This is a genomic window from Candidatus Vagococcus giribetii (assembly GCF_017316185.1).
Lineage (GTDB): Bacteria > Bacillota > Bacilli > Lactobacillales > Vagococcaceae > Vagococcus > Vagococcus giribetii.
Map to the genome: position 1 here is coordinate 1 of NZ_JAFLVX010000011.1, position 25,057 is coordinate 25,057.

At 34.8% G+C, this 25,057-nt stretch carries 18 protein-coding genes; 3 read left to right on the plus strand and 15 right to left on the minus strand.

Annotation, left to right across the window (positions count from 1 at the left end; all coding sequences use genetic code 11):
- Positions 1-62: 62 nt before the first annotated feature.
- The 9 genes from fic to DOK76_RS03325 all read right to left on the minus strand — a co-directional run bounded on the left by fic (position 63) and on the right by DOK76_RS03325 (position 11,254).
- A complete protein-coding gene (fic, locus tag DOK76_RS03285) occupies positions 63-701 on the minus strand; it encodes a protein adenylyltransferase Fic (protein WP_206964977.1) in 639 nt (212 codons plus the stop codon).
- A 20-nt stretch (positions 702-721) separates the two neighbouring features.
- Positions 722-2,314 carry a type I restriction-modification system subunit M gene (locus DOK76_RS03290; RefSeq protein ID WP_206964979.1) on the minus strand — a complete coding sequence of 531 codons (1,593 nt, stop codon included), beginning with the start codon at positions 2,312-2,314 and terminating at the stop codon, positions 722-724.
- 149 nt (positions 2,315-2,463) lie between these two features.
- Positions 2,464-3,045, minus strand: coding sequence for an SWIM zinc finger family protein (locus DOK76_RS03295; RefSeq protein ID WP_206964981.1), 582 nt, complete (start codon positions 3,043-3,045; stop codon positions 2,464-2,466).
- 2 nt (positions 3,046-3,047) lie between these two features.
- On the minus strand, positions 3,048-5,576 hold the full coding sequence (locus tag DOK76_RS03300) for a DEAD/DEAH box helicase (RefSeq protein WP_370590086.1): 2,529 nt from the start codon (positions 5,574-5,576) through the stop codon (positions 3,048-3,050).
- A gap of 72 nt (positions 5,577-5,648) precedes the next feature.
- Complete coding sequence (locus tag DOK76_RS03305; RefSeq protein ID WP_206964983.1) at positions 5,649-5,993, minus strand: cysteine desulfurase; 345 nt, start codon at positions 5,991-5,993, stop codon at positions 5,649-5,651.
- A 61-nt stretch (positions 5,994-6,054) separates the two neighbouring features.
- Entirely contained in the window at positions 6,055-7,203 is a 1,149-nt protein-coding gene (locus DOK76_RS03310; protein ID WP_206964984.1) for a cysteine desulfurase family protein, read from the minus strand.
- 117 nt (positions 7,204-7,320) lie between these two features.
- Positions 7,321-8,853 (minus strand): cardiolipin synthase, encoded by a 1,533-nt coding sequence (gene cls, locus DOK76_RS03315; RefSeq protein WP_206964985.1) that lies wholly within the window; start codon positions 8,851-8,853, stop codon positions 7,321-7,323.
- A gap of 104 nt (positions 8,854-8,957) precedes the next feature.
- Positions 8,958-9,803 (minus strand): aldo/keto reductase, encoded by an 846-nt coding sequence (locus DOK76_RS03320; protein WP_370590089.1) that lies wholly within the window; start codon positions 9,801-9,803, stop codon positions 8,958-8,960.
- Between the two features lie 14 nt (positions 9,804-9,817).
- Positions 9,818-11,254: a DUF1958 domain-containing protein gene (locus tag DOK76_RS03325; protein ID WP_206964986.1), complete on the minus strand. Its 1,437-nt coding sequence runs from the start codon at positions 11,252-11,254 to the stop codon at positions 9,818-9,820.
- A 166-nt stretch (positions 11,255-11,420) separates the two neighbouring features.
- On the opposite strand from DOK76_RS03325, the gene DOK76_RS03330 reads away from it, so the two are divergent.
- The gene (locus tag DOK76_RS03330; RefSeq protein WP_206964987.1) at positions 11,421-12,203 is read left to right on the plus strand and encodes a PHP domain-containing protein; all 783 of its coding nucleotides are present in this window, start codon (positions 11,421-11,423) and stop codon (positions 12,201-12,203) included.
- Between the two features lie 40 nt (positions 12,204-12,243).
- Here DOK76_RS03330 and DOK76_RS03335 read toward each other — a convergent pair whose 3' ends face one another.
- From DOK76_RS03335 to DOK76_RS03355, 5 genes are all read right to left on the minus strand, one after another.
- Positions 12,244-13,308 carry a YdcF family protein gene (locus DOK76_RS03335; protein ID WP_206964988.1) on the minus strand — a complete coding sequence of 355 codons (1,065 nt, stop codon included), beginning with the start codon at positions 13,306-13,308 and terminating at the stop codon, positions 12,244-12,246.
- Positions 13,309-13,387: 79 nt separating this feature from the next.
- On the minus strand, positions 13,388-14,782 hold the full coding sequence (locus DOK76_RS03340; RefSeq protein ID WP_206964989.1) for an ABC transporter ATP-binding protein: 1,395 nt from the start codon (positions 14,780-14,782) through the stop codon (positions 13,388-13,390).
- Positions 14,782-15,477, minus strand: a complete 696-nt coding sequence (locus DOK76_RS03345) for an energy-coupling factor transporter transmembrane component T (RefSeq protein WP_206964990.1) — start codon at positions 15,475-15,477, stop codon at positions 14,782-14,784. The genes DOK76_RS03340 and DOK76_RS03345 overlap by 1 nt, the downstream gene beginning before the upstream one ends.
- Before the next feature lie 4 nt (positions 15,478-15,481).
- Positions 15,482-16,075: an MptD family putative ECF transporter S component gene (locus DOK76_RS03350; protein WP_206964992.1), complete on the minus strand. Its 594-nt coding sequence runs from the start codon at positions 16,073-16,075 to the stop codon at positions 15,482-15,484.
- Between the two features lie 335 nt (positions 16,076-16,410).
- Positions 16,411-22,599: a 5'-nucleotidase C-terminal domain-containing protein gene (locus DOK76_RS03355; protein ID WP_206964993.1), complete on the minus strand. Its 6,189-nt coding sequence runs from the start codon at positions 22,597-22,599 to the stop codon at positions 16,411-16,413.
- Positions 22,600-22,918: 319 nt separating this feature from the next.
- On the opposite strand from DOK76_RS03355, the gene DOK76_RS03360 reads away from it, so the two are divergent.
- Positions 22,919-23,617 (plus strand): DsbA family oxidoreductase, encoded by a 699-nt coding sequence (locus DOK76_RS03360; RefSeq protein ID WP_206964994.1) that lies wholly within the window; start codon positions 22,919-22,921, stop codon positions 23,615-23,617.
- A gap of 45 nt (positions 23,618-23,662) precedes the next feature.
- Here the strand turns inward: DOK76_RS03360 and DOK76_RS03365 are convergent, their stop codons facing one another.
- Complete coding sequence (locus DOK76_RS03365) at positions 23,663-24,172, minus strand: GNAT family N-acetyltransferase (protein ID WP_206964995.1); 510 nt, start codon at positions 24,170-24,172, stop codon at positions 23,663-23,665.
- A gap of 219 nt (positions 24,173-24,391) precedes the next feature.
- On the opposite strand from DOK76_RS03365, the gene DOK76_RS03370 reads away from it, so the two are divergent.
- Positions 24,392-25,018: a FusB/FusC family EF-G-binding protein gene (locus DOK76_RS03370; RefSeq protein ID WP_206964996.1), complete on the plus strand. Its 627-nt coding sequence runs from the start codon at positions 24,392-24,394 to the stop codon at positions 25,016-25,018.
- Positions 25,019-25,057: the final 39 nt, after the last annotated feature.

Sequence of the window (25,057 nt, forward strand, 5' to 3'; positions counted from 1 at the left end):
CCAACTTACGCTGTTCCCAAGCGTCTACATACCCTTCAAACCGTATCGAAGGTTGATTTTTTTTAGTCATTCTCTACCTCTCCTTTTTCTTTTGGATAGGTTAATTCTTCAATTAAATATTCGGTGTAACCTTCGTAGTAATAACTGATATCTATCCCTTTCATGTAAACTTCTCGATCGTGGATTTTATCAGTTAATGCTTTTTTTAGTAAATATTTGATTTCAATATCTTTAATCGGACTTCTTTCCATAGCAAGTAGATAGTCTTCTTTATCCACTGAATTCCAATCTATTACTTTCCCAATACTTTTCTTCAATATTAAATCTAACCAAATACGCATACTTCTGCCATTGCCTTCTCTAAAAGGATGAGCAATATTCATCTCTACATATTTTTCTACTATTTCATCAAAGGTCGTTGTTGGCATTTTGTCGATGTGGGTAAGCGATGGTTCTAAATACATGACTGGTGCAAAGCGAAAGTTACCTTTTGAGATATTAACATCTCTTTTTTTACCTGCAAAAGCATAAATATCTTGAAATAAATAGTAATGAATCGCTTTTAAGCCTTTATATGTTCCCACGTCAAACTGGTTAATTTTTTCTGACTCAAACATTTCTCTAGCTCTCATTTTACTGAGCTTTTCTTCAGCGTTATTTAGTTCTAATTGATTCGTAATTCCTAATAAGTTGTCAATCATATTGTCGCCCCCTTTACAAATTACTCTTCAGAAAAGACATCAAATGCACCTTGCATCCATTCAGCATCTTCTTCACTGTACGTTAATTCGTTTAACATACTTAAAATATCTTTATTTAAAGCTTTTTTCTTAGCTCTTATCTCTTTCATTTCTCGACCAATCGCTGCCATATCAACTGGTTCTTCTTCTTCAAATGTATCTACGTAACGAGGAATATTCAAGTTGTAATCATTCTCTTTAACCTCATCAAAACTTGCTACATGAGCATATTTTTCAATATTCTCTCTGGCAATATACGTTTCCACTACTTTATCAATGTTTTCTAATGATAACTTGTTTTGATTTTTATTCTTTTCAAAATCTTGACTGGCATCAATAAAAAGGACATCTCTTGTTGTCCGATTTTTCTTCAAGATAATCACCGTTGTCGGGATTGATGTCCCGTAAAATAAATTAGCTGGCATACCAATAACTGCATCAATACTACCATCCTCTAATAATTTCTTACGAATCACACCTTCTGCTGCTCCCCTAAATAACACACCGTGTGGCAAAACAATCGCCATTGTTCCTGTTTCTTTTAAGTGATAGAAACCATGTAGTAGAAAGGCAAAATCAGCTTTTGATTTTGGCGCCAGTTTTCCGTAACGATTAAAACGAGAATCATCTAAAAATGTGTTGTCAGCTGACCATTTAGCTGAGTAGGGAGGATTCATTACGACTGAATCAAAGGTGTAAGGTTCGTCAGATGGCCAGTCTTTATTTAAAGTATCTCCATTATTTAAATACATGTCTTCTTTTTCAACACCATGCAAAATTAAATTCATTTTAGCTAGATTATACGTTGTTGTATTCAACTCTTGTCCATGATATTTCACGTTATCAGGTTGTTCAATATAGTCTCTGATATGTAGCATCAATGATCCTGAACCCATTGTAGGATCATATACACTAAATAAATTTTTATCTTCTTGACCGATAGCAGCAATTCTTGCCATCATCACAGAAACTTCTTTTGGCGTGTAAAACTCACCTGCTTTTTTTCCAGCTTCTGAAGCAAATTGGCCGATTAAAAACTCATATGCATCCCCAATAACATCTCCGTCATGTCCTAAAACGTCAACTTCATCTAACTTCTTCAATACTTCACTAATTGTAATATTTTGTTGTTGCTCATCATTTCCAAGTTTTCTCGATGATAAATCAACATCGTCAAACAAACCAACGAATTGGTCATAATTATTCGAAAGGTTGGCAAATGCTTTTTTCAAATCATTTAATTGAAAGATTTGAGATTTTGCCTCATCAGCTAAAGTATTAAACAAGTAAGCTGGTTCAATGACATAATTCAACATATTATTCAACGTCTCAATTAAATCGTTTTTAGTTTCTTCATCTTCTAATAAACTTAGATACAATTTTGTTTGTTCTGTTGCTGTTGGGTACTCTTCTAGACTTTCTCCTGCTTGTTCTACCACTTCTACAAGTAGCTTATCTGACAAATACTTGTAAAAAATTAAACCTAATAAATAGTTTTTGTATTCAGATGCATCCATTTTACTTCTTAAATTGTCTGCTGCACTAAATAATTTTTGGTGTAATCCTGCTCCCAATGTCATTCCCCTTTTTTATAATTCAAACAAATGTCCCACCTCATCAAATGAGATGATTCTTGTTGAATTTGTTTTATCTGCATTTGAAAGTAATAAAGCCATTTTTTCTTCAGCAGTTTTTTTGATTAACTCTTTTGTATCAATTCCTCTTAACTCAAATAAGAGGAGTGGTTCTTCATCAAGTTTAACCCAATTGCATAAAAGCACGCGGAAATATGTTTACACATTTTAGCCGAATCAGGACACGTACATTTAAATGTTATTTCCTTACTTGTTGGAAATAAACCATGATTTCTAGTTAAAAATATATGTCCAAACTCGATTGGAAATTTGCCTTCTGCTAATTCTTCTAAGCTTTCAATATTTCCGTCAATCTTTTTAACTAGTCGATTATTAGTTAGTGGTCTGATAGTAATTGTGACATGATATGGGGTAATATTACTTCCTGCAACTAATCCCGTTACCGTCCCTTTTTGAATGTTTAAATCAAACACAGCCCCTTCTTTTAAATAGGATTTACCACGACAAATGCGATTACCGTAGTCAGCATAGTGGCTTAAATTATCACACCACGCCTTTCCCCAGAAAGAAGTTCCAATTCGATTCCCTTTTACTTGAATTTGCTTAATCGTCACTTGAGGGTTCAATTTTTTAAAATTCTGTAAAGCTCTGGCATTTCTTGCTCTTTTCTCCGCTACTGTTTCACGGACTGGAAAACCATAATATCCCATGATTAATCTACCTCCAATGAGAATAACTGTTGTAGCTCACTATCAGACATTGACATTAGCCAATTTTCATTAGCAGAAACCGTTATAATGGTCTCAGAAAGGGCTACTTTTTCAGCTAGCATTTCATCAATCTTTTCTTCAATCGTTCCTCTAGTTATGAATTTGTACACAAATACATGCTTTTCTTGACCTATTCTAAAGGCTCGATCAGTCGCTTGATTTTCAGTCGCCGGATTCCACCAACGATCAAAATGAATCACGTGATTAGCTGATGTTAGGTTCAGTCCAACTCCTCCAGCCTTTAATGAGAGTATCATATAAGGAATATAGTTAGCTTCATCATTAAATTGAGCGACTAAGTCACTACGTTTTTTGACTGGCGTGCTACCATTTAAAACAAGTCCCTCAGAACCAAAAACATCTGACAAGAAATCATTTAAAGGTTCACACATTTCTTTAAATTGAGTAAAAACAATCATTTTTTCATGTTTCTCACTAATTGTTTCAGCAATTGATTTAAGATACTCAAACTTACCACTTTGTTTTTCTTTATATGCCTGATTTCCTAGATATTGATCAGGATGATTACATATTTGTTTAAACTTGGTAATAGCTGATAAAACAATTCCTTTTTTCTTAATTCCTTCTGACTCTTCGACTGCTTGTTGAACTGATTTTTGCAGTTGTTTGTATAAAACAATCTGCTTATTTGATAGCCCAATATACTCTCTATGCTCATATTTATTAGGTAAATCAGAAATGATTCTTTTATCTGTTTTTAAACGTCTCAACATAAACGGGCTAATCATTTTCCTTACTTTTTCGTATTCTTTTTTCTGCTTTATAAAAGAGGTGAAATCCTTGTGAGTTCCTAATAAACCTGGATTTAAGAAATCATAAATACTCCATAAATCAGAAATATTATTTTCAATTGGGGTACCAGTTAAAGCTATTCGATTTTTAGAAATAAGTTGCTTTATATTTTTTGTTTGTTTTGTTTTCGGATTTTTTATCACTTGTGCCTCATCTAGCACAATTAAATCAAAAGGAGTTTCCATCAGCTGTTCAATTTTAGAAACCATTCCATAAGTGGTTATAAATGCATCTGCTTCTGAAAGCTCAAAAACTTCTTTTGATTGATACATTTTTTTAAGCCGTAAATCTGGAGTAAACACCTTTGCTTCTTTGCCCCAATTATCTAATAAAGACGCTGGGACAATTAACAATGTCTTTAAGCCAGTGAGTCGCATCTGATTGATTAATGCTAGTATTTGTATCGTTTTTCCTAGCCCCATATCATCAGCTAGAAGAGCTCCCAATTGATGCTTCATCATAAATGATAGCCAATTAAGTCCATCTTGTTGATATGCTCGCAAGTTAGCTTTAAAGCTTTTATCAACAGGGATAGTTGAAATATCTGTACCATTAACTAGCTTTCGTCTGAAATCAGACAACCAACTACCTACTTCTAACTCAACTGGGATAACTTCCTCATTTATCACCAATGATTCATCCATTTTGATAAAGTCTAATAAAGATAAATCCATGTCACTTAAATTTTCATAAGAAACTAATAAATCTTTTAATTTTTGATGATTGATTTCGATCCACTTACCTTTTAAAAATGAAAGACCTTCTGTTTCTCTCAATAAGGCTTCAATTTCTAATTTAGTAAATACTTCGCCTTCAATCATTAATTTAGGCTGACATGAAATCAAACTATCTAAGCCTAGTTTACTTGGATGATCATTTCCAACAGATAAACTAACACGTCTACCGTTTTCTTTCTTCCAAAAATCAGGAATTCGACAAATGATGCCACAGTTTTCATAAATGCTCGTTTCAGTTAAAAATTGATAGGCTTCCTGAGAAGTGAATTTTAAGGGATGAAATAACTCGCCAGACTCAACTAATCTAGAAATAAAAGATGATATGTCACTCACCTTGCTAACCGCTCCTAATAAAGTCAACATATTAGTCGACGAATCTAACTCTGAAAGAGCATTTTTTAAAGGTAAATGGTTTACTTTTTTTGAATTACCTTCCGCATAGGTTGCCAAGAATAAAAAGGGAAAAGCCTCGTCTTTACTTTCAACCAAATGGAAATAAACCCTACTTGCCAGTTGTAACTGCTTATTTTTAGCTAATAAATAGTCTTCGATACTTCCTTCTATCTGACTCATTTCTTCGTTAAACAGTTCTCCAATGCTAAGGTAAATACGTCGAACCCACTGACTGTTTACATATTCAGAACCCTTTACAAAAGGTACTTGATTAGCTATTTTTTGGTAAGTTTCAACCGAAGCTTCTTTAAACTTTCGTGTCACTTCTATTTCTCCATTATGACCCAATTCATCGAAAAACAAGTTGGCAATACTAAGTAAATAGAGTATCTCTTCACCAAACTCAATGTTAGTTTTATTAAGGGCTTCATTATACAAAAAAAGATAAGGTGCTTTAGATAACTGCCTCTCTAACTCACTTTCAGGATGTTCTATTTTAAAGCCATTTTGTACAAAATAGATAGTCACATTACTCTACCCCACTTTTCTTTACCAAAAAAAAGAGTTCGAGCTTATCACTCAAACTCACTTCTCAAATTTTTATTTCACTTCTTCTAAACATCCATAATGAATCATATCAGCCATAATATATCTGAATTGATCTTGTTTTTCTTTGTGTTGTTCACCGTTAAAAATGTTTAAACTCTTCAAGCCATTAGCTGTAGTGATTGACATTTTTAAAGTTTTTAAGTCTTTAGCTACTGTAATTTTAAGCTTTGGACTTTGTTTGTTTTGTGGGTTTGTATCAAGTGGTCTTGCTAATTGAAAGTTACCTGATGCTGTTTCTTTAAAACCGTAGTCTTTAAAGGCATAAGGTCTAGCTTTCTCACTCACTTTGTAATAAGTTGTTGCGCCTTCAACTGTTGCTTTATCTAAAAAAGACATGGGACTCCTCCTTAAGTGTTCTTACACTCAATTATAACAAAGAGCACCTGAAAATACACCATTATTTTGATAAGCTTTGAATCGTTTTCACTAAGGCACTTGAAAAATCTCTGATGTTTTCTTCTGTTAACCCGTAACCAAAACTTATACGAATAGATTCTGAAGCAGCTGACTTTTCTGCTTCACTTCTCATGGCTAAAATAACAGGAGATGGTGACACAGTCCCAGCACTACAAGCTGAGCCACTTGACACGGCAAAACCTAGTAAATCAAGTTTTGATAAAATCAAATTACTTTTAGCCCCTTTAAACCAAATGTTTAAAATATGAGCTAAATGATTTTCTGGGTGTCCATTTAATTCAAAGGCAATCCCTGATGATTCTAGTTCAGTTATGATGATTTGTTTAAAGCCTTCATATTTCATTTTGTTGACACGTTTTTGTTCTTCGCTCAATATTTTAATAGCTGTTTTTAATCCAACAATAGCTGCTAAATTTTCAGTTCCTGCTCGTTTTTTCTCTTCTTGATCACCGCCATGCATCATCACTGGCACAGGTCGACCTTGTTTGACATACAGAAAACCAATTCCTTTTGGTCCATTAATTTTATGACCTGAAATACTTAAATAATCAACCTTTAATGCTTTCGTATCCAAAATTTCAGAACCAAAAGCTTGGACCGCATCTGTATGAAAAAGAGCTTGATGATCCTCTAAAAGAGCTCCAATGTCAGCGATTGGATTAATGGTTCCAACTTCATTATTACCATACATCACCGTTACTAAAATGGTGTCATCTCTTAAAGCTTCTTCCACTTGTTCAACGGTGATTTGACCTGTTTCATCTACCTCTAAACGAGTAATTTCAAAGCCCAGTTGTTCCAAATAATCCATGGAGTGTGTTACTGCGCTGTGTTCAATCGTTGTTGTAATGACATGTTTTCCTTTACCTTGTTGGGTAAGTGCGGTTTGGATAATGGCTGTGTTATCCCCTTCTGTTCCGCCACTATTAAAAACAATTTCTGTTGAGTGAGCATTAATCGATTTAGCAATCTCTTCTCTAGCCATCTCTAATTCAAAGGACGCTTTACGCCCAAATCCATGAATACTTGATGGGTTACCATAAACCTCCGACATGATACGGGTCATTTCTTGAATGACTTCTGGATGCATAGGGGTCGTTGCTGCATGATCTAAATATACTTCTACCATAATTCCACTCTTCTTTCACCTAATCTTATATGGAGTATCATAACATAAAATTCCTTTTTTCTTGTTAATTTAGTTTACAAAAAAACGAACTCCAGTTAAAGAGTTCGTTCGTTTTGATTAAAGTAATGGTGAGAAAACAGATAAAATAGCTCTGCCTAAGCGAACAAACCATTTAACGTTTTTAGCTTCTTCCAAAGTAATCAACTGACTTTTAGCTTCTGTCTCTAAATGATCTCTTAAAACGTCAGCAACAGTTGATGTTTTGTACATCCAAATACCACACTCAAAGTGAAGGAATAGACTACGATAATCTAAGTTAACTGTTCCTACAGTTGCATAAATACCATCTACAACAAAAGTTTTCGAATGAATGAAACCTGGTGTGTACTCATAAATTTTAACTCCTGCTTCAATTAATTGAGCATAGTTAGAACGAGTTACTGCATGAACGTACCACTTGTCAGGGTTATGAGGCACGATAATACGAACATCAACGCCTCCCTTAGCAGCATTACATAATGCTTCCATGATCAAATTATCAATGATCAAGTAAGGAGTCGTAATAAAGACAGTCTCTTTAGCGCGACTAATCAAGTTCAAGTAGACGTTCATTCCCACTGTTTCGTTATCAAATGGTGAGTCAACATAAGGTTGATAATATCCTTCACTTTCTGGTAACTCATCTTCTTTGAACTCAGGATAGAAATCTTCTAAATTATCATCTGCTTTGTAAACAAATTCCCATAAAGATAAGAATAGTAAGGTAAAGCCCCAAGCAGCTTTTCCTTTAACCATAATTGAGTTATCTTTCCAGTGGCCAAAACGATCCACTTCGTTGATATACTCGTCAGCTAAGTTAATCCCACCTGTAAAGGCAACTTTTCCATCAATCACGGTGATTTTACGGTGGTTACGGTTGTTAAAAATTGGCGATAGCACTGGGATAAAGGGATTGAAGACACAACATTTAATGCCTTTATCTTCAATTTGACGGTAGTAATGATGTGGTAGTGTTGTTAAACAACCAAAGTCATCATAGATAAAACGAACATCTAAGCCTTCTTTAGCTTTTCTTTCTAAGACTTCAAGTAACGTGTTCCACATCTTACCTTCTTCAACAATAAAGTACTCCATAAAAATATACTTCTCGGCTTTTTCAAGCTCAACTAACATGGCTTTAAAAGCATCTTCACCTAGTGGAAAATACTCACTGGATGTGTTATTGAATAAAGCTCCCTCACCAAACTGGCTTAAGTAGTTAGACTGGATAATCGCATCCATGTTTCCATCATCAATGGTTACACCTTTTACTGTATCTAAATTGGCTTCTTTTTCTTTTTCTTGAATACGAGCCATCATTTCTTTATCGTCTTTTGAAAATCTCACACGTCCAAAGACAAGATAAATCACTGTTCCAAAAATGGGAATTAACATAATCGGAATAATCCAAGCAATTTTGTAGGCTGGGTTACTGCGACTATTAACAATTTTTATAATAACTGCTGCTGAGACCGCAATATATGTCCCATAAAAATAAACAAAGTACTCTTGAAATTTAAATATAATAGCAAATAACAGTACTAGTTGAAAAAGAATTAACAAACCAATAATAATTGCTCGATTAGAAATAATTTTCATTAAATTCTTCATCTGGTCACCTTCTTTCTTCCTAAATATTATAGGAAACAATAACAACTTTCAACTAAGAAAATCAAAAAGCGATACTTTTTTCAAGTATCGCTCTTTTTTGCTATCTAAAACGTTGTTTCATCAGGATTTAAAGCTGATCCGGCTTGAGAAGTCAAACCGTTAATTTTTTCCATATCAGCTTCTGTTAATTCAAAATCAAATACATCAAGATTTTCTTTGATTCTTGATTCTGTCACTGACTTAGGTAAAGGTAAGAAACCATGTTGTAATGACCATCTAATAACAACTTGTGCCACGGTTTTGTTATAACGTGCTGCTATTTCTTGTAACTCAGTTATTTCAAAAATTCTTCCTGTGCCTAAAGGGCTATATGCTTCTAGTAAGATATCCTTTTTCTGACAATAAGCAACAATCTCTGGTTGACTATCGCTTGGGTTTAGAAAAATCTGATTGATTGCTGGTTTAATCTTAGCTGTTTTTAATAACTCATCTAAATGATGTGGATGGAAGTTTGACACGCCAATTGCTTTGACTTTACCTTCAGCAACTGCCTCTTCCATGGCACGCCAACTTTCAGCATTTCCCTCCACATACGTTTCTCTAATCTCTAAAGGATTCGGCCAGTGAATTAAATACAAGTCCACATAATCCAAGTCTAATTTTTTTAAAGACTCATCAATAGCAGCTTTAGCTTTTTCATATGAATGATTATTGTTCCATAATTTTGTTGTGATAAATAATTCCTCACGGTTAATGCCACTTTTTTTAATGGCACGGCCAACACTTTCTTCATTACCATAAATAGCTGCTGTGTCAATATGGCGATAGCCTGCTTCTAAAGCATGTAACACTGAACTCTCTGCCACATCTCCATCAGGTGTTTGCCATGTCCCAAACCCTATTTGAGGAATACTCATTCCATTGTTTAACTTGTAATTTAACACATTAATCTCCTCCTTAATTATTAATCGTTGTTTGTTATATCTTTTTGACTAGACATTCTCTTTTGACGCGCTTTTTTACGTCGGCTATTATCTCTTACTAAAAAAATGATTAATAACAAGATAATGAAAAGGATCGTTCCGACAATAATTAACAACCACTTAGTGATTGGATTAGATAAATCAATGGTATCTAAAAACTTGCCAGTGTCATCAGATATTATTTTTTCGATAGCATTTTTTTGTTCCTCATCATAAGTCACTTCCATTGGTGGAATCTTTTCAGATACACGAGGGATGACTGGTTTAACTTGAACCGTGTTTTTATCAGTTAACATGAATGCAGGTGTCTCACCTTTTTTAATCACATCAACAAAGGGCTCTTTTGTGATGATTTTTTTGCCATCAACTTCATGTTCACCAGCTGGTAACACTTCTTTTACTTCAAAGTTTTTGAAGCCATAATCTAGCATGGCATTAGCAAAGGGATGACGCTTAAACTCACCTGTTTGATCTGCCCAATCACCTACACCAAATACAATCGCAATTAATCGTAAATCATCTCTTTTAGCCGTCATATCGATGTTAAAGGCTCCTGAAGGACTTGAACCAGTCTTCAACCCATCGACACCTTCATAGTAGTAATTCACATTAGGATCACGCTCGTCTGGCTCTGATCCTGGAACTGAATAATTATAAGTCGTAAAAGTTTCCTCGTAAGGTGTGCCTTTCATCGTTGTTACTTTAGGTGTTGAGGTATACTCTAATATTTGTGGGTAATTCTTTAATAAGTTATACGTAAAAATTGAAAAATCTCGTGCTGTTGTTACATTCGAACCAGTCACACTTAGACTACTTGTATCTACGCCTTCTTGAGCATATAGCCCTTGAAAGGCTGAAATTTCGGCTCCTGTAGCATTGACTATTTTTGTGTTAGTCATGCCTAATTCTTGTGCTTTATCATTCATCATTTTCAAGAAAGTAACGGCATTTGGTTCTACTAATTCAGCTAACATCATCGTGGCTACATTAGATGATGGGACCAAAGCCATTGGAATTAAATCTCTAACTGGATACTCTACATCCGCTGTTATTTTGTTGTTACTAATTTCATAAATATTAGCCATTTGTGCATGGCGTGGTGTTGCTTTGATTTTTGTATCTAAATCAAACTTCCCTTGAGCCATTGCTTCATAGGTTAAATAAATTGTCATTAATTTCATAATACTTGCTGGATTGTGTGCTTGATCTGGATTTTCCGACCATAATAATTTTCCTGTATTGGCATCAATCAACACAGCGGATTTTGGTTTATCAGACTCTACGACATGATAGCCAGATTCCTTAATCAAATCCATCATAGTTGGTTCGCCCTCAGCAAAAACAACTGGTGAAAAACTTCCAAACATCATCATTACCATTGTAAAAACTGTCATAAAAATTAAGCTAAACTTTTTCATTCATAAACCCCTTTTATGTCATTAAAAAATCAATATCCTAACTATACCAAAAAACAGAAGTAATTTGTAGGTTTATCTAAATAATCAGAAAATTTTAAGAAATCCATTTTCATCCCAATTCATGGTACACTAGACTAGGATTAACTAAGGGAAAGTAGGAAAACATATGACACAGTATTATGATCAACATCTCCATACACATCACTCTTTTGACTCCACTGAGTCTTTCGAAAATTACCTTAACAAAACAGATAAGCAACTAGTCTCTACTGAACATCTTGATTTCAAAAATCCAGCAGATGAGTTCAAGGATAGTATCCCTGTATTTCAAGTTTATAACGAAGAAATTGCTCAATTAGAAGCTACGTTTGAACGCCCTATTTTAAGAGGTGTTGAAATTGGTTATGTCCCTAGCCAAGACAGTCAAATCAAAGATTTCGTCTCAGCATCTCCTTATGACGTTCTACTTTTGAGTACTCATCAAAATGGTGCCATTGATTTCATGGATCCGATTGTCAGAAAAATGGAGCAAAAACGATTAATCACTGAATACTACGAACAAATGATTCAATCTGTTGAAAATATGTCTCACGCAAATATCTTAACTCATTTTGACTATGGCATGCGTCAATTAGATATCACAGCCGAAGAGTACCAAAAACTAGCCGAACCTCTACTCATCGAACTGTTCAAGAAGACGATTGATGCAGGTTTAGCTGTGGAATTAAACGCCAAAAGCTTTGTGAAATATGGCAATGGGCACTTATACCAATATGCGATTCCTTTGTATATTTCTCTAGGTGGTTCCTTATTTACTTTAGGATCAGATGCTCATGTGTCAGAAGATTATGAATTAGGGTTTAATGAAATGGGCAGTCTATTAAAAGAAAATGGTGTGACTCAATTAGCAACGTTTAACAAACAACAACTTCAATTAGTTGATTTTTAACAAAAAACAGACCTTCCTTCATTTAGGAAGATCTGTTTTTTTATACATTCATGATTAAAAATTGTAAAACACCTAATAATAATACACCTGATAAGACAATACCAAAGAACCACATATGACGTTTTTTAGTTATTGCTAAGTAGCCAATATATTCACGAATAAAGGCAGTAGGTAAATAATACGCCTTTGTTTTCGAACCTATTCCCCTTGCAAATATACCTAATTTACTAGCCAACTTGCCTGCTCTTAAGACATGGTAATTATTAGAGGCAATTACGATATTTTTTTTGTTTAAATTTTTAATGTTATCTTTTTGATAAATAATCGTTTCAGAAAATTGTAAATTTTCCTTCGTATTCGTTGATTTTTCTTCTAGGTAAACATTACCTAGTTCATATCCTTTTTCTAGCAAATAATTATGCATGGCTTTTGATTCTGATATTTTTTCATCTGGACCCTGTCCACCTGAAAGAATAATCGTTGGCTCATGATTTTTTCGTTTCTTTTGCTTGTTAAATAGTTTAACAGCCACGTCAATACGACTTGCTAAAAGTGGTGTTACTCTTTCCCCATCAATTAATCCTGCACCTAGGACAATAATATAATCAACTTTCCCAAAAAATGGGTAATGATTGTATAAAATAGATGTCACAAGATAAAAGAAAAACGTCCCAATTGTATAAGCAAAACAAGTCGTGATGAAAAAGGAAAGTAGACTCAACCATGGATTACCAACATAATATGCAAATATTAAAAGGAGTACTTGAAAGAGTACAAGGCCAACTGCCACAATTACTGGTAATAAATTAGCTATAGAAAAGCCCTCTCTTTTAAGTAATATGCCTTCATTCCAAAATAATGCAATCACTCCAGTTAACATACCAAACAAACCAACTAGAGCTACAACTATGACGACTGGTAAAGCAATAATACTAGCTATTTGCTGATTTACCTTCTCAATCTGAAGGATTAACGTCAGATAAAGGGAACCTGTTAAAGCCATAAAGAAAAATCCTGTCCACAGACTTGTTGGACGAAAAAAGATAAAATAAGAAAAACAAATCAGTGGAATCAGGATCATTATAATAAACCAAGTTAATCCCAACTTTCGTAGCCTCCTTTTCTATAATTTTATAACACTATTCTATCATAGTTGAAGATTAAAAAGAGCGTTAGAAAACAAATTATCTTATTGGTTGTCCCTTTTTTATTTCTAAAATATGATCACAACATAAACTTAAAAATTCTTTATCATGAGACACTATTAAAAGGATCACTCGAAATTCTTTTAACTTTAACATCATGTGACTCACTTCAATCATGTGTTTTAAATCTAATCCACTTGTTGGCTCATCTAATATTAAAATTTCTTTACCAGAAAGAACCGCTGAAGCAATGGCCACTCGTTGTTTTTGACCTCCAGATAAGGTTTGAGGATGGCGATCTAACAACTCCCTTAGATCTAATAAATCTAATACTTCTTCATAGATATCTAATCGTTTAGCTTTCGCCGTGATTTCTTTTTCTACTGATTCAAAAAACAATTGTAAGTTGACATCTTGCATCACCATAAAGCTTTTTTTGATTAAGTCTTTAGGTGATTGCTTCTTACCATTAAAGACTATTTCCCCTGCTTGAGGTTTTAAAAGACCTGTCATAAGTTGAGAAAAAGTCGTCTTTCCTGCACCATTTTCTCCAATGATCCCTGTAATGGTCTGTGGTGAAAAATGTGCCTTTTCAACTGTAACACCTTCACTATTTTTGTAATGAAAAGACAGATTGCGACACGTTAATCCTTGTGTTTCATCAATGAATAAACTTGCTTGTTGCTCTACATCAAGAGTGGGTTTCTTTAATGATCTCAATCCGCGATTTTTGACCTCTTTAGCAGAAATCCCTTCAACTTGTTCCTTTGTAAAGTCATGGATGATACGCCCATTCTTCATAAAAATAAACCTATCTGCTAATGGTAGCAGATAATACAAGCGGTGTTCGGCAACAACAATTGTATGACCTTCTTCTTTTAAATACTCTAGATAACGCTGAATTAACTCAATATGTGTTTCATCTAAGTTACTTGAAGGTTCATCTAGTAAAAATAACTCATGAGGCATAGTAGATGACGAAGCAAAGGCAATCCGTTGCTTCTCTCCACCTGATAATTCATGCATACTTTTTTCTAAATAACCTCTCAGATCAAACAGACGAACAACCTCTTGAATCGTTCGCTCCATCTCTTCTCTATTTATACCATAATTTTCCATTTCAAAGCCTAATTCAGAATAAACGTCATTCATAAAAAATTGGGTTTTAGGATTTTGAAAAACAACACCAATTTGCTTCACATAATCACTAAAATTCTCTGTTGGTAGCTCATGATCAAGTACTTGGAACTCACCACTTAACTGACCTTCATATAACTCAGGAACCAAACTATTTAGGACACGAATTAAAGAAGACTTACCACAACCACTTGGCCCACAAATAACCACGAACTCGCCATTACTAACAGTTAAATCAAGTTCTTTTAACACCTCAGTTTGCCCGTAATGAAGACTACCCTTTTTTATGTTAATCATTAAATAAGCACCCCCATTACAATAAAACCACTTAAACAAAGAACTAAACACCAATCTCTAGCTGAAAATGTAATCTCATACAAACTAGTTCCTTGACTCTCATTTCCGAGACCTCTAACAAGAGATGCCGCTGACAACTCAACTGCAGTGTTTTCAACTGAGACTAAAATCGGCACAATAATATACTCTAAAGTCAAAATCGGATGCCTAACCAAGTCCCATGAATTAAGTCCAATCCCTCTAAACTTCATAGCTCGTCTAATTTCTTTAAAATCTTGAATCAAGACAGGAAAAAAGCGGCACACAACGGCAAAAGGAATAATGACAACAGCAGGTAACTTCATCTTTTTCATCGCTGCAATCCATTCGCTCATTTTAGTATTTGTCATAGCAAAGGTCCCACTCATAATAGGTGGAATCAATAAACGATTAGCTACTAAGACAAAAGAGACCAACGCACTAAATGGTCCTGTTATTTCTTGAAAAAAGAATCTCTCAATTACAAACATTCCCACATAAATACCACTTAATACTAACCCTTTTTTTAGCCCTCCAACTAACCCTAACAGAAACAATAAAAACAACACAAAAAAAGTTTCAATAAGCGGATTGACTCTTAGCATTAAAAGAAAACTAGCACACAAAATTGTGGCTAGTTTACTCCTTGGATCAAAGGTTATATATTGTTTTTTCATACACTTACACCTGATTAGACTTCTTAGCAAAGTGTTTATTATAAATTTTTTGGCCGATCATTAAACCGATGATACTAAATAAAATCGTTAAGCCCATTGAAACAAAGAAAGATACTGTTGAAATAGGTTCAAAAACACTATTAATATACGTCATGTCTTTTCCTCGGCTCAATAAAGAGTCAATATAAGCCTCTTTCATAAACCATAATGGAAGAATCGGACCAGTTAGCCCAAAACTAAATAACGTATAACTTAAGTAAACTCTCACTTTCTCATTAATATTGGTTTTTGTTTGAACCCAGTCACCTAATAAAGGAAATAATAAACTCGGGACAAAAGCTAACGGGAAATAACCAAAAATTAAAAAGAAAATCGCCATAATTGAACCAACTATTGTAATCGCACCGAATTTTGGTACGCGATTAATAACCATTAAATACACCACACCAGATAATAAAGCTGATAAACCTGGAATTAATAGGGAATTCAATGTTGGAATGGTAAATCTTAAAATCAACGTTGCTAGAAAAACAACGAAAAAGTAAACAGTGGCATACACCCCTGATGAGATCAAATCTTGAATTTTTAAACCTTTCATGAAGACTCTCCTTAATTATTAAATTGACATCTTTGTCGAAAGTTAAACGACTCACATAGTATAACATAATTTTTATCATCGTAGTTTAACAAAAAAAGAATAAGATTTTCATCTTACTCTTTCTTCGCGTTTAGAAAAGTTGTCTCAAGTAACTCTCTAAATCAATAACTATTCCTATTTATCGTACCCTAACTTCACTCATTTGTCATCTCTTTATTTAAAAATAGGTTAAAGTTTTAGAAAGCCCTTTTTTAGCTCTCCTTTTAGACTCATTGACTCAAAAAAGAGAAAAAGAATAGAGGCTGACACATTAGTCAACCTCTTTCTTTACTTCATTAAGCTACATCTTTATCTTTGCGTCTTAACCAAATATAAGCACCAGATAAACTCAAGAATGCTACACCAATAAAGGCCACATTACTTGATACTTCACCTGTCTTAGGTAAGATAGAATCTTTCTTACCACCTTGAGAACCTTTACCAGAATCATCTTTACCTTTTCCTGGGTCTGCTTTACGAAGTTTCAATTGTTTGATTGCTCCTTCTAAAGCATCTTCAGCTTTTTCAAGAGTTTCTTCTGAGATAGCTTGATTCACATCCGCTGCTTTATCAAGTAATTCTTCGGCAGCTCGAAGCTCTTTCATAAATACTTTCCAACTTTCAGGTGTGTAATCTGCTTCTTTCAATCGACTAGCCTCTTCTACTAAAGCCATCAGTGACTCTATTGAAATCAACGTTTCTTTAGCAGCTTTATTTAACTCTATTAAAGCTTCAGCAGCAACGTCTTCATCTTCTTCAAGTAACGCATCAGCTGCTTTTTCTAAAGCCGGTTCAAATTTAGACCAGCTATGCGCTGTGTAGAATCCTTCATCAAAGTAATAACCTAAAATAGCTTCTGCTAGTTTTAACTGATTATCATTTGGTTCAATAACTTCTCTAGGAAGCAAGTTATTAACAGCTTCAAGTAACTTAGTATTAGCAGCTTCTGCTAGAGCTTCATCTTTTTTAGTTAATGTAGTTTCTGCTTCAACTAACGCTTTTTCCACTTCTAACCAAGTAGCTACTGTGTAGTCATCTGGGTTTAAGCCTTTAACCATAGCGATTGTTTCTCTTAAGATATCTTGATGAGTCGTATCTACTTTTTCACTAGGAACAATACGTCCATATGGGAAAGGTTCTGCGTAGTCATTTAAGTTGTATTTAGCAGCTTTCAATGACATAACGCGTGAAGTTGGTTTCACATTAATATCTTGTAAGAATTGAGTGAAAATAACATCCATAGATGGTCCTTCTTCACGTTTACCACCTAACATCGTGTAACCATCACCACCAGCAGCAAGGAAATCATTTGTCGCTAGTTTATAGACTTTATCGTCTTGTAATAATTCAAATTGACCTGTTTGACGGTTTCTAATTTCAATTTTCCAAACTCTGTTTCCTTTAATTTGGTCTTCTGGTTTATTACCAGCACCTTGTTCGTAAGGATTGAAACTCACCTTAACAGAATCAGACACTTGAAGGAAACCACCATTTTTACCAAGTACTGGCATCTTAGTTGTTTCATCAATAATCGGTTGACCGTCTTTGTCTTTTTGGACTTCTGAACGTAAAGAGTACTCAAACATCTCTTTAATCTGCGCACCTGTCACATCGATTTGAGCAATCGTATTACCAAATGGCAACACAGCTAGTACATCACCTTTTGTCACAGGACCTTTATTGATACTCACACGAATACCACCACCATTAATAACAGCTAAATCTGTTTGACCATCTTTGAAGCCTGTTTGACCATAGTCATATAGAGAATCAGCAATTAAGTTTCCTAAGTTAGTTTCTCTTGTACGACCATAAGCACCGTCTCCTTCAAGATAAACTGGGTTATCTTCAAGGACCATTTGACTCATTTCTTCTTTAAAACGTGCCGCTGTTTCATCAACGATTTGTTTAACGTCTGGGTTTTCTGTTACTTCAGCAAACTCCGAAGCAGGTACTAAACGAGCGTTGAAGGTTGGTGTATCACCTTTATAAGTGACATCAATCATCCCTACATTGTTTAGATAGTTACCTGTTTGAGCAAGTAATACATTACCAAATTGTTGGCCTTCTCTTAACGCACTATGTGAATGCCCATCAATCACGATAATTTTTTCTGTTGGAAACTCTTCTGATAATGACTTAGCTAATGTATCGCCACGCCATTCTTCAGGAGTTGTTTTATCAATTCCTAAATGTGTCACAAAAATAAAGGCATCTGCTTGGCCTTGCAGTTCATTGATAGTTGCTTTTGCGACTGGAATTGGTTCTTCAAATGTCACACCTTCTACATTTTTCGGATGTGTTTTGAAGGCTGTTTCTGGTGTAGATAAACCAATAACAGCAAATTTTTTGCCTTCTTTTTCAATAATGTCATATGGTTTGAATGAATGTGTGCCGTCTTTGTACACATTTGCTGCTACCATTGGCAAGACATTTTTAAATTGCATTGCTTGGTCATAACCAAAATCAAATTCATGGTTACCAGCTGCTACAGCATCATAAGGAAGTAAACTCATAGCTCGTGCCATATCCATTCCTTCACTAAAGTTAGAAATTGCTAAACCTTGTAGTGAGTCACCACCATCTAACATAAGTGTTGGTTTTTTCTCATCTTTAAAAGTTTTTAGTTTTGCCATACCAATCGATTTATCTTTTTCATATTGTAAACGTCCATGCATGTCATTTGTATGCATAATAGTGAAGCTGAATTCGTCTTCTGTCGCTGTTGATAATTTTGAGATAATTCTTGTGTAAGGTAATTCTTTTTCGTATGAAGCAAATTGACTCTCAGAAAGACCTGTTAAATAAGTCATAAAGACCTCATCCATTGATGGCCCTTCTTCTACTGGCTTGCCTACTAACATACTATAGCCGTCTCCACCAGCTGCTAAAAAGTCATTCGTTGCCATGTTGTAAGTGACATCATCTTTTCTAGGTACCTCAACAAAGTTACCTGACTTATCTTTAATCTTAATGCTTGTCACACGTTTTCCTGGAATATTCTTTTCAGTATCAGCTCCTTGCAGATTTGAATCATAAGTTACTTGAATCGAGTCTGATACTTGTAAAAAGCCTCCGTTAGCACCCAATTTTGGTACGCCATTATCATCTAAAACAGGTTGGCCATCTTCACCTAGCACATGAATTGAGCGCAGTGAGTGTTCAAACATGGCAAAAATTTCATTTCCTGTTACTTTAACTTGGGATACTGTGTTACCAAATGGCATAACACCAACAATATCACCTTTAGTCACTTTACCAGGTTTAATCGATTGTCTCATTCCCCCACCATTCATAATGGCGAAATCAGTTGGCTCTTTAAAGCCTGTTTTACCGTATGCGAGTAATGCATCTCCAATCACATTACCTAAGTTTGTTTCACGAGTTCTAGCATTTTCACGCTCACCATTAAAGGTAATTGTGTTGTTTTCAAGTACTGTTTCTGACATGGCTGCATCAAAATTAGCCTGAGCTTTAGCCACAATCTCTTCAACTTTTGGATCTGGAGTTAATCCTTTTAATTCACTAAAAGGATGTAATTTAGCAGTTAATTTAGGTGCTTCCCCTGAATAATCTGCTGTCATCATTCCAACATTGTTTAAGTGATTACCTGTTTGACCAATCAATACGTTATCTGTCTTAATCCCTTCAGGTAAGGCTGTATGTGAGTGTCCATCGGCAATAAAAATCTTTTCTTTTGGATAAGCTTTAGCTAATTCAGTTGCTAAATGTTTACTTGTTTCATCTTCAACTGTTGTCTCATCAATCCCTAAATGAGTCATAAAGACAAAGTAGTCTGCACCTTCATTTGCTTTAATTTCTTTAATCGTTTCAATCGCAACTGGTGCTGGTTTTTTAAACATCACTTTTTCGACATTGTTAGGATGCGTTTTGACTGATGTTTCAGGAGTTGTTAATCCAATTAAGGCGAATTTTTGTTTCTTGCCGTCCACTTTTTTCTCAACAATCGTGTAAGGTTTAAATGGTCTTGTTTCTCCATCTTTATAATAAACATTGGCAGAAACGATTGGGAAAGTTAATTTCGATTGATACATTAAGGCTTGATCTAACCCAAAGTCAAATTCATGATTTCCTAAAGTCATGGCATCATAGCCAACAGCGTTCATCGCTTTAACCATGTCTAATCCTTTAGAATAATTTGAAATAGGTAAACCTTGCATAGCGTCCCCTGCATCTACTAATACAGTTGGTTTTTGATTGTCTTTAAATGTTTTCACACGACCTAAACCAATTGAAGGACTATATTTGTCTTCTTGATACGCCATACGGCCATGCATGTCATTGGTATGCATGATTTTAACACTGCTCTTATCTTCTAAGTACTCATCAGGAATCAACCCTTGTTCAGCTAATTGATACACATTTAGCTTCTTAACATTCGGTGTTCTACCATCTTTTGATGGCACGATTTCAAATCCTGGCGTTCCTTTTTTAACTTGCTCAATGATGTAGTCTTTTGCTGGGTGCTCTAAATCAGCACCAATGACTTCAAAATTAGATTCTAACTCTTCTTCTGGTGAAATAGTTCCTTTTTCTTGAATATATTTCACGATTTCCCCACGTAACGTTGCGGGATCAGATTCATAATAAGGCTCAGGATTAACTAAACCTTCTTTAGCCATTCCTTCAAATCGGTAGTTATTCATCGCAATTTTAAAGACTTGTTCATCTGAGACTGGTTTGCCTTGATACGTTAACTCTTTAATGCGTGAACCAACTGGTTTTGAAATATCGATTTTGTATTTAACGCCAGAAACCATGTCATAGTTATAGACACGAATTTTTTCGTTAAATCCAATGGTAACGTCTCCATCTTCATATTGTTGGTAATAAGCGCCTTGATTTTCCAAATACGTTTTTAACTGCGCTCCAGTCATCTCTGTTCCAACTAAGGTATTTGGGTATTTGTAAATGTTAAAAATATCAGAATACTTAATCGGTCCTTTGTTTAATTTACTATCCGCTTTAAAAAGGGCAGCAGAACCTAAATCAGCTCCAGCTACTTTCATTTGAACGTTGTTGATTAATGAAATCATCGCTGTTGGTTGTAATTGTGCTTCTGGGATACCAGGCACGCGTTCTTCTGGTAAGAAGTTAGCAGTTGCTTCTCCGATAACACCGTTAACATATTCTTTTGTTTTTTCATGGGCTTCTTGAGTGGCTGCTTTCACAGCTTCGTCTCCAACAACGCCTTTAGCTGAAATAGTGCTTGGTGTTGCTTTAGCAACTTTCCACTCTGATGTTTTTTCATCAGCAGCTTTTTCTGGTTCTTCAGTTGTTGTAGTTGCTTCATCTGATGTAGTCTCTTTAGTTGTAGCTTCCTCTGCTACTTCTTTTTCTAATTCTAAATCAATTTTCACCACACCTGAGCCAGTATCTTTTACAGCTGCGACCGGTTTTAGTGTGTTGTCTTTATCAGGAATCATCTCTGAAAATTCACGATGATCATGACCTAGCACAAATGCATCAATTTCAGGAACTTCCGTAATAACGTTACGAGCTGCTGCTCCTGGATCAGAGTTATCTAAACCAGCATGAATCGCTGCAACAATCACATCTGGTTTCTCTGTCACTTTTAAGATGTCAACTTGTTTTCTAGCTTCTTCATTTAATGGTTTAAAATCTAACCCTTTAACTTTGTCACCATCCCATTGTGCTACATGAGGAATAGTTAAACCAATAACAGACACTTTAACGCCATCAATCATTTTTGTTTCAGTTGCTTTCACAAAATTAGTATCTGTCCCTTTCAAATAGGTATTGGCAGATAATAACGGGAACTGCGCATCTTGTTCAACTTTTTTAATTAAATCTGTACCAAAGTTAAACTCATGATTTCCAAGGGCCATTGCGTCATAACCGATTGTATTCATCGCAGCGATCACTGGATGAGTTACTCCTTGAAGATCTGGTTGTGAACTGTATAAATCATCTGTTAACAACGTTCCTTGCAAATTATCTCCAGCATCTACTAAAAGAGTATTCGGATTATTAGCACGTTCATTTTTAACAATTGTACCAATTTTAGCAAACCCTAAATCTGCTTCTTTCCCATCTTCATAGGACCAATCCCAGACATTTCCATGAACATCTGATGTACCTAAAATGGTTAAATTTTTCTTTTCAACTTTCTTATCAGTTGTTGATTCAACTTCTTTTTTTGCTGGTTCTTTCTTCTCTACTTCTTTTGAAACAGATTCACCAACAGAATCCGATGTCTCAGGTAGACCAGAATGTTGTGTCTCTTCTTTAACTACCTCTTCCTTAGATACTTCTTTTGTCACTTCTTCTGAACTAGTTGAGACTGTATCACCCATTGTTTCTGGTGATGTTTCTGTCGCAACAACTTCTGTAGCTCCTTGTTGTGTTTCTGCCAACACAGACACACTAGGGCTTATTGCACCAACCGTTAGAAACATTAACATTGCAACATTAAGTTTCTTAAACCAATTAACCTTTTTCAATCCTTCTCCTCCTTATATTTAAACGCTTTCATTCTATTTATTAAAATAAGATGTGACTATACCATTCTCCCTTATTTCAATAAAAACGCTTCCTATTTATTGTATCAAAATACCAAAATATTGCCACCTTAAATTTACTTAGTTATTTATAACCTATATGTTCCAATTCTTGTTTTTTTCCCCTAATTCCATTCCATAAATTAAGAATTAGATCATTTGTTATGTTACTTATTATAAATAAGCAACTGAGCATATGGTTTGTTTTTTTTAATTATTGTAGCTATGATACAACTAGTAAAATGATTGGTGGTATTTAATTATGAAAATAGAATTTTTCCACGATGTAATTTGTAGTTTTTGTTTTCCCATGTCTTACCGCATGCGAAAAATTCAAGCAAAATATCCAAATGTTGAGATTATTCATCGCTCTTATGCCCTAGCTTGGGATGCCAGTGATTTTGAAAAAATGTTTGGTTCTCGTGAAAATGCAAAACAAGAAATCATGTCACATTGGGCACATGCCAATCAAAATGATGACTTACACCGTTTTAATATTGAAGGGATGGAAGAAGCAGACTTTTTATTTCCAACTTCTAAAAACGGTTTATTAGCTGCTAAAGCTGGAAAAATAATTGGTGGTGAAGAAGCCTACTGGCAAATTTTTGAAAACATACAAGAGTTACTTTTTGTCAAAAATGAAGACATTGAATCTTTAGACGTTATCAAAAAAGCTCTCGTTAATACAGGTATTTCATGGGAAACCTTTGAACCTGTCCTTTTAGCAGAAGAAACATTGGAAGCTGTTAATGAAGATTTGAAACTTGCTTACCAATACGGTATCCAAGGAGTCCCTTTCTTAGTTATCAACGAAAAATACGGTATTAATGGCGCACAACCTCTAGAAGTCATTGAGGAAACCATCGAAAAAATCGCTGTAGAAGCTCACGAGCCTCTTACTTTAATTGAAAATGGCGAGTCATGCCATTTAGATACAAACGGAACTTGGACATGTGACTAAATAGTAAAAAAAGGTTGCGATTATTGAAGTCACAACCTTTTCTTTTTATAGTTGATAGCCTAAACGTTCCCCAGCTGTCACAGGTAAGACAATCTCTCCGCGAAAGTTAAAGCCTGCTTTTTGAATCACTTTTTGCATCGGGATATTAAGGGGATGCGTATCTATTCGGATATCTGTATAACCTTGTTTTTGAGCTTCTAAAATCAGATAGGACAATAAAAACTGTCCCTTGCCTCTTTCTTTTATTGTCTCTTTTATCGCAATCCGGTGTAAAGACACATACGCCTCTTCTCCTAGCCACTCCCCATTTTTTATTGGTTCATAACCTTCTTGCTTCCCTTTTGTAATAGTGCCGTAACCCACTATTTCCTTATCTTCAAGTAACACATACCCTTCTTCTAATTGTAAATCAGTCATGATAACTGCTTTATTGGGTCCCTCATTATTGCGCCACTGAGGGATATTCCGTGAAGCTAGTTGTTTTCTCCCACTGTCAATGACTGCTAATATTTGTTCCAAATCATTTTCTTTCCCTAGTCTAACACTGTAGTCCATGTAGTCAGCTCCCTTACTTAACCTAGTAGTCCTCCCATAGTAAATGACTTTACATCTTTAAGTCAACATAATAAAATAGAACCATCACTTAGGAGGTGATTGAGATGACACCATCATCTTTAATGACAAGCAAAGTTTCATTCATTTAATGATACTTTGAGTAAAGGCATCCTTTTTTCTTCAAAGTATCTAACTTTACTAGAGAGAAGGAACAAACTTATGATACAACCATACGAATTTAACGACGTCAAAAAGCAAATAACCCAATTAATTGATATATATAAAACTGTAAACGATAAAGATACCATCATGACAAGTCAAGCAATCACCACTAACCACATCTTACCTATCTTGGGAGAAGAGTTACACGAAAGTATTCGAGTAGCTTACCTAGATGTTCGCTTAACCAATCAGAAAGCTCTACCGATTTTTGAGCGTATTAAGGAAGAAGTGATCCCTTTTAAAGATGTCTCAGATAAACAGATTGAAAAATCATTTAAAAAGGTAAAAAAATTAAAATTCCCACAGTTAGCTGACTATGATTTGAAAGAAACTAATTACTTGGCTTGGGACGATATTGGAACTCAGCGCAAGTACCTATCTTTCTATTCCGAAGACAAACTGGTCAGTGTTTATGGGGTTATGTCTAATAACGTGATTAAAAATGTCTGCGCGATTTGTCAAAAAATTGATAATGTCGCTCTATTTATGGCGACAACCAAACGTTCTGGTGATGAAACTTACACCAAAAAAGGAAATTACATTTGTAAAGATAGTCAAAAATGTAACCGACAAATGGAGACTCTAAAGCACCTTCATTCTTTTTACGAGACTGTCTCAAAATAACCAATGAGCACATAACAATACAAAAAAAGGACTATGACG

Excerpts from the sequence above, each read along its gene's own strand:
- fic (WP_206964977.1), bottom strand. The coding sequence starts at position 701 with ATGATTGACAACTTATTAGGAATTACGAATCAATTAGAACTAAATAAC.
- DOK76_RS03295 (WP_206964981.1), bottom strand. The coding sequence starts at position 3,045 with ATGGGATATTATGGTTTTCCAGTCCGTGAAACAGTAGCGGAGAAAAGA.
- DOK76_RS03305 (WP_206964983.1), bottom strand. The coding sequence starts at position 5,993 with ATGTCTTTTTTAGATAAAGCAACAGTTGAAGGCGCAACAACTTATTAC.
- DOK76_RS03310 (WP_206964984.1), bottom strand. The coding sequence starts at position 7,203 with ATGGTAGAAGTATATTTAGATCATGCAGCAACGACCCCTATGCATCCA.
- cls (WP_206964985.1), bottom strand. The coding sequence starts at position 8,853 with ATGAAGAATTTAATGAAAATTATTTCTAATCGAGCAATTATTATTGGT.
- DOK76_RS03325 (WP_206964986.1), bottom strand. The coding sequence starts at position 11,254 with ATGAAAAAGTTTAGCTTAATTTTTATGACAGTTTTTACAATGGTAATG.
- DOK76_RS03330 (WP_206964987.1), top strand. The coding sequence starts at position 11,421 with ATGACACAGTATTATGATCAACATCTCCATACACATCACTCTTTTGAC.
- DOK76_RS03340 (WP_206964989.1), bottom strand. The coding sequence starts at position 14,782 with ATGATTAACATAAAAAAGGGTAGTCTTCATTACGGGCAAACTGAGGTG.
- DOK76_RS03345 (WP_206964990.1), bottom strand. The coding sequence starts at position 15,477 with ATGAAAAAACAATATATAACCTTTGATCCAAGGAGTAAACTAGCCACA.
- DOK76_RS03350 (WP_206964992.1), bottom strand. The coding sequence starts at position 16,075 with ATGAAAGGTTTAAAAATTCAAGATTTGATCTCATCAGGGGTGTATGCC.
- DOK76_RS03360 (WP_206964994.1), top strand. The coding sequence starts at position 22,919 with ATGAAAATAGAATTTTTCCACGATGTAATTTGTAGTTTTTGTTTTCCC.
- DOK76_RS03365 (WP_206964995.1), bottom strand. The coding sequence starts at position 24,172 with ATGGACTACAGTGTTAGACTAGGGAAAGAAAATGATTTGGAACAAATA.
- DOK76_RS03370 (WP_206964996.1), top strand. The coding sequence starts at position 24,392 with ATGATACAACCATACGAATTTAACGACGTCAAAAAGCAAATAACCCAA.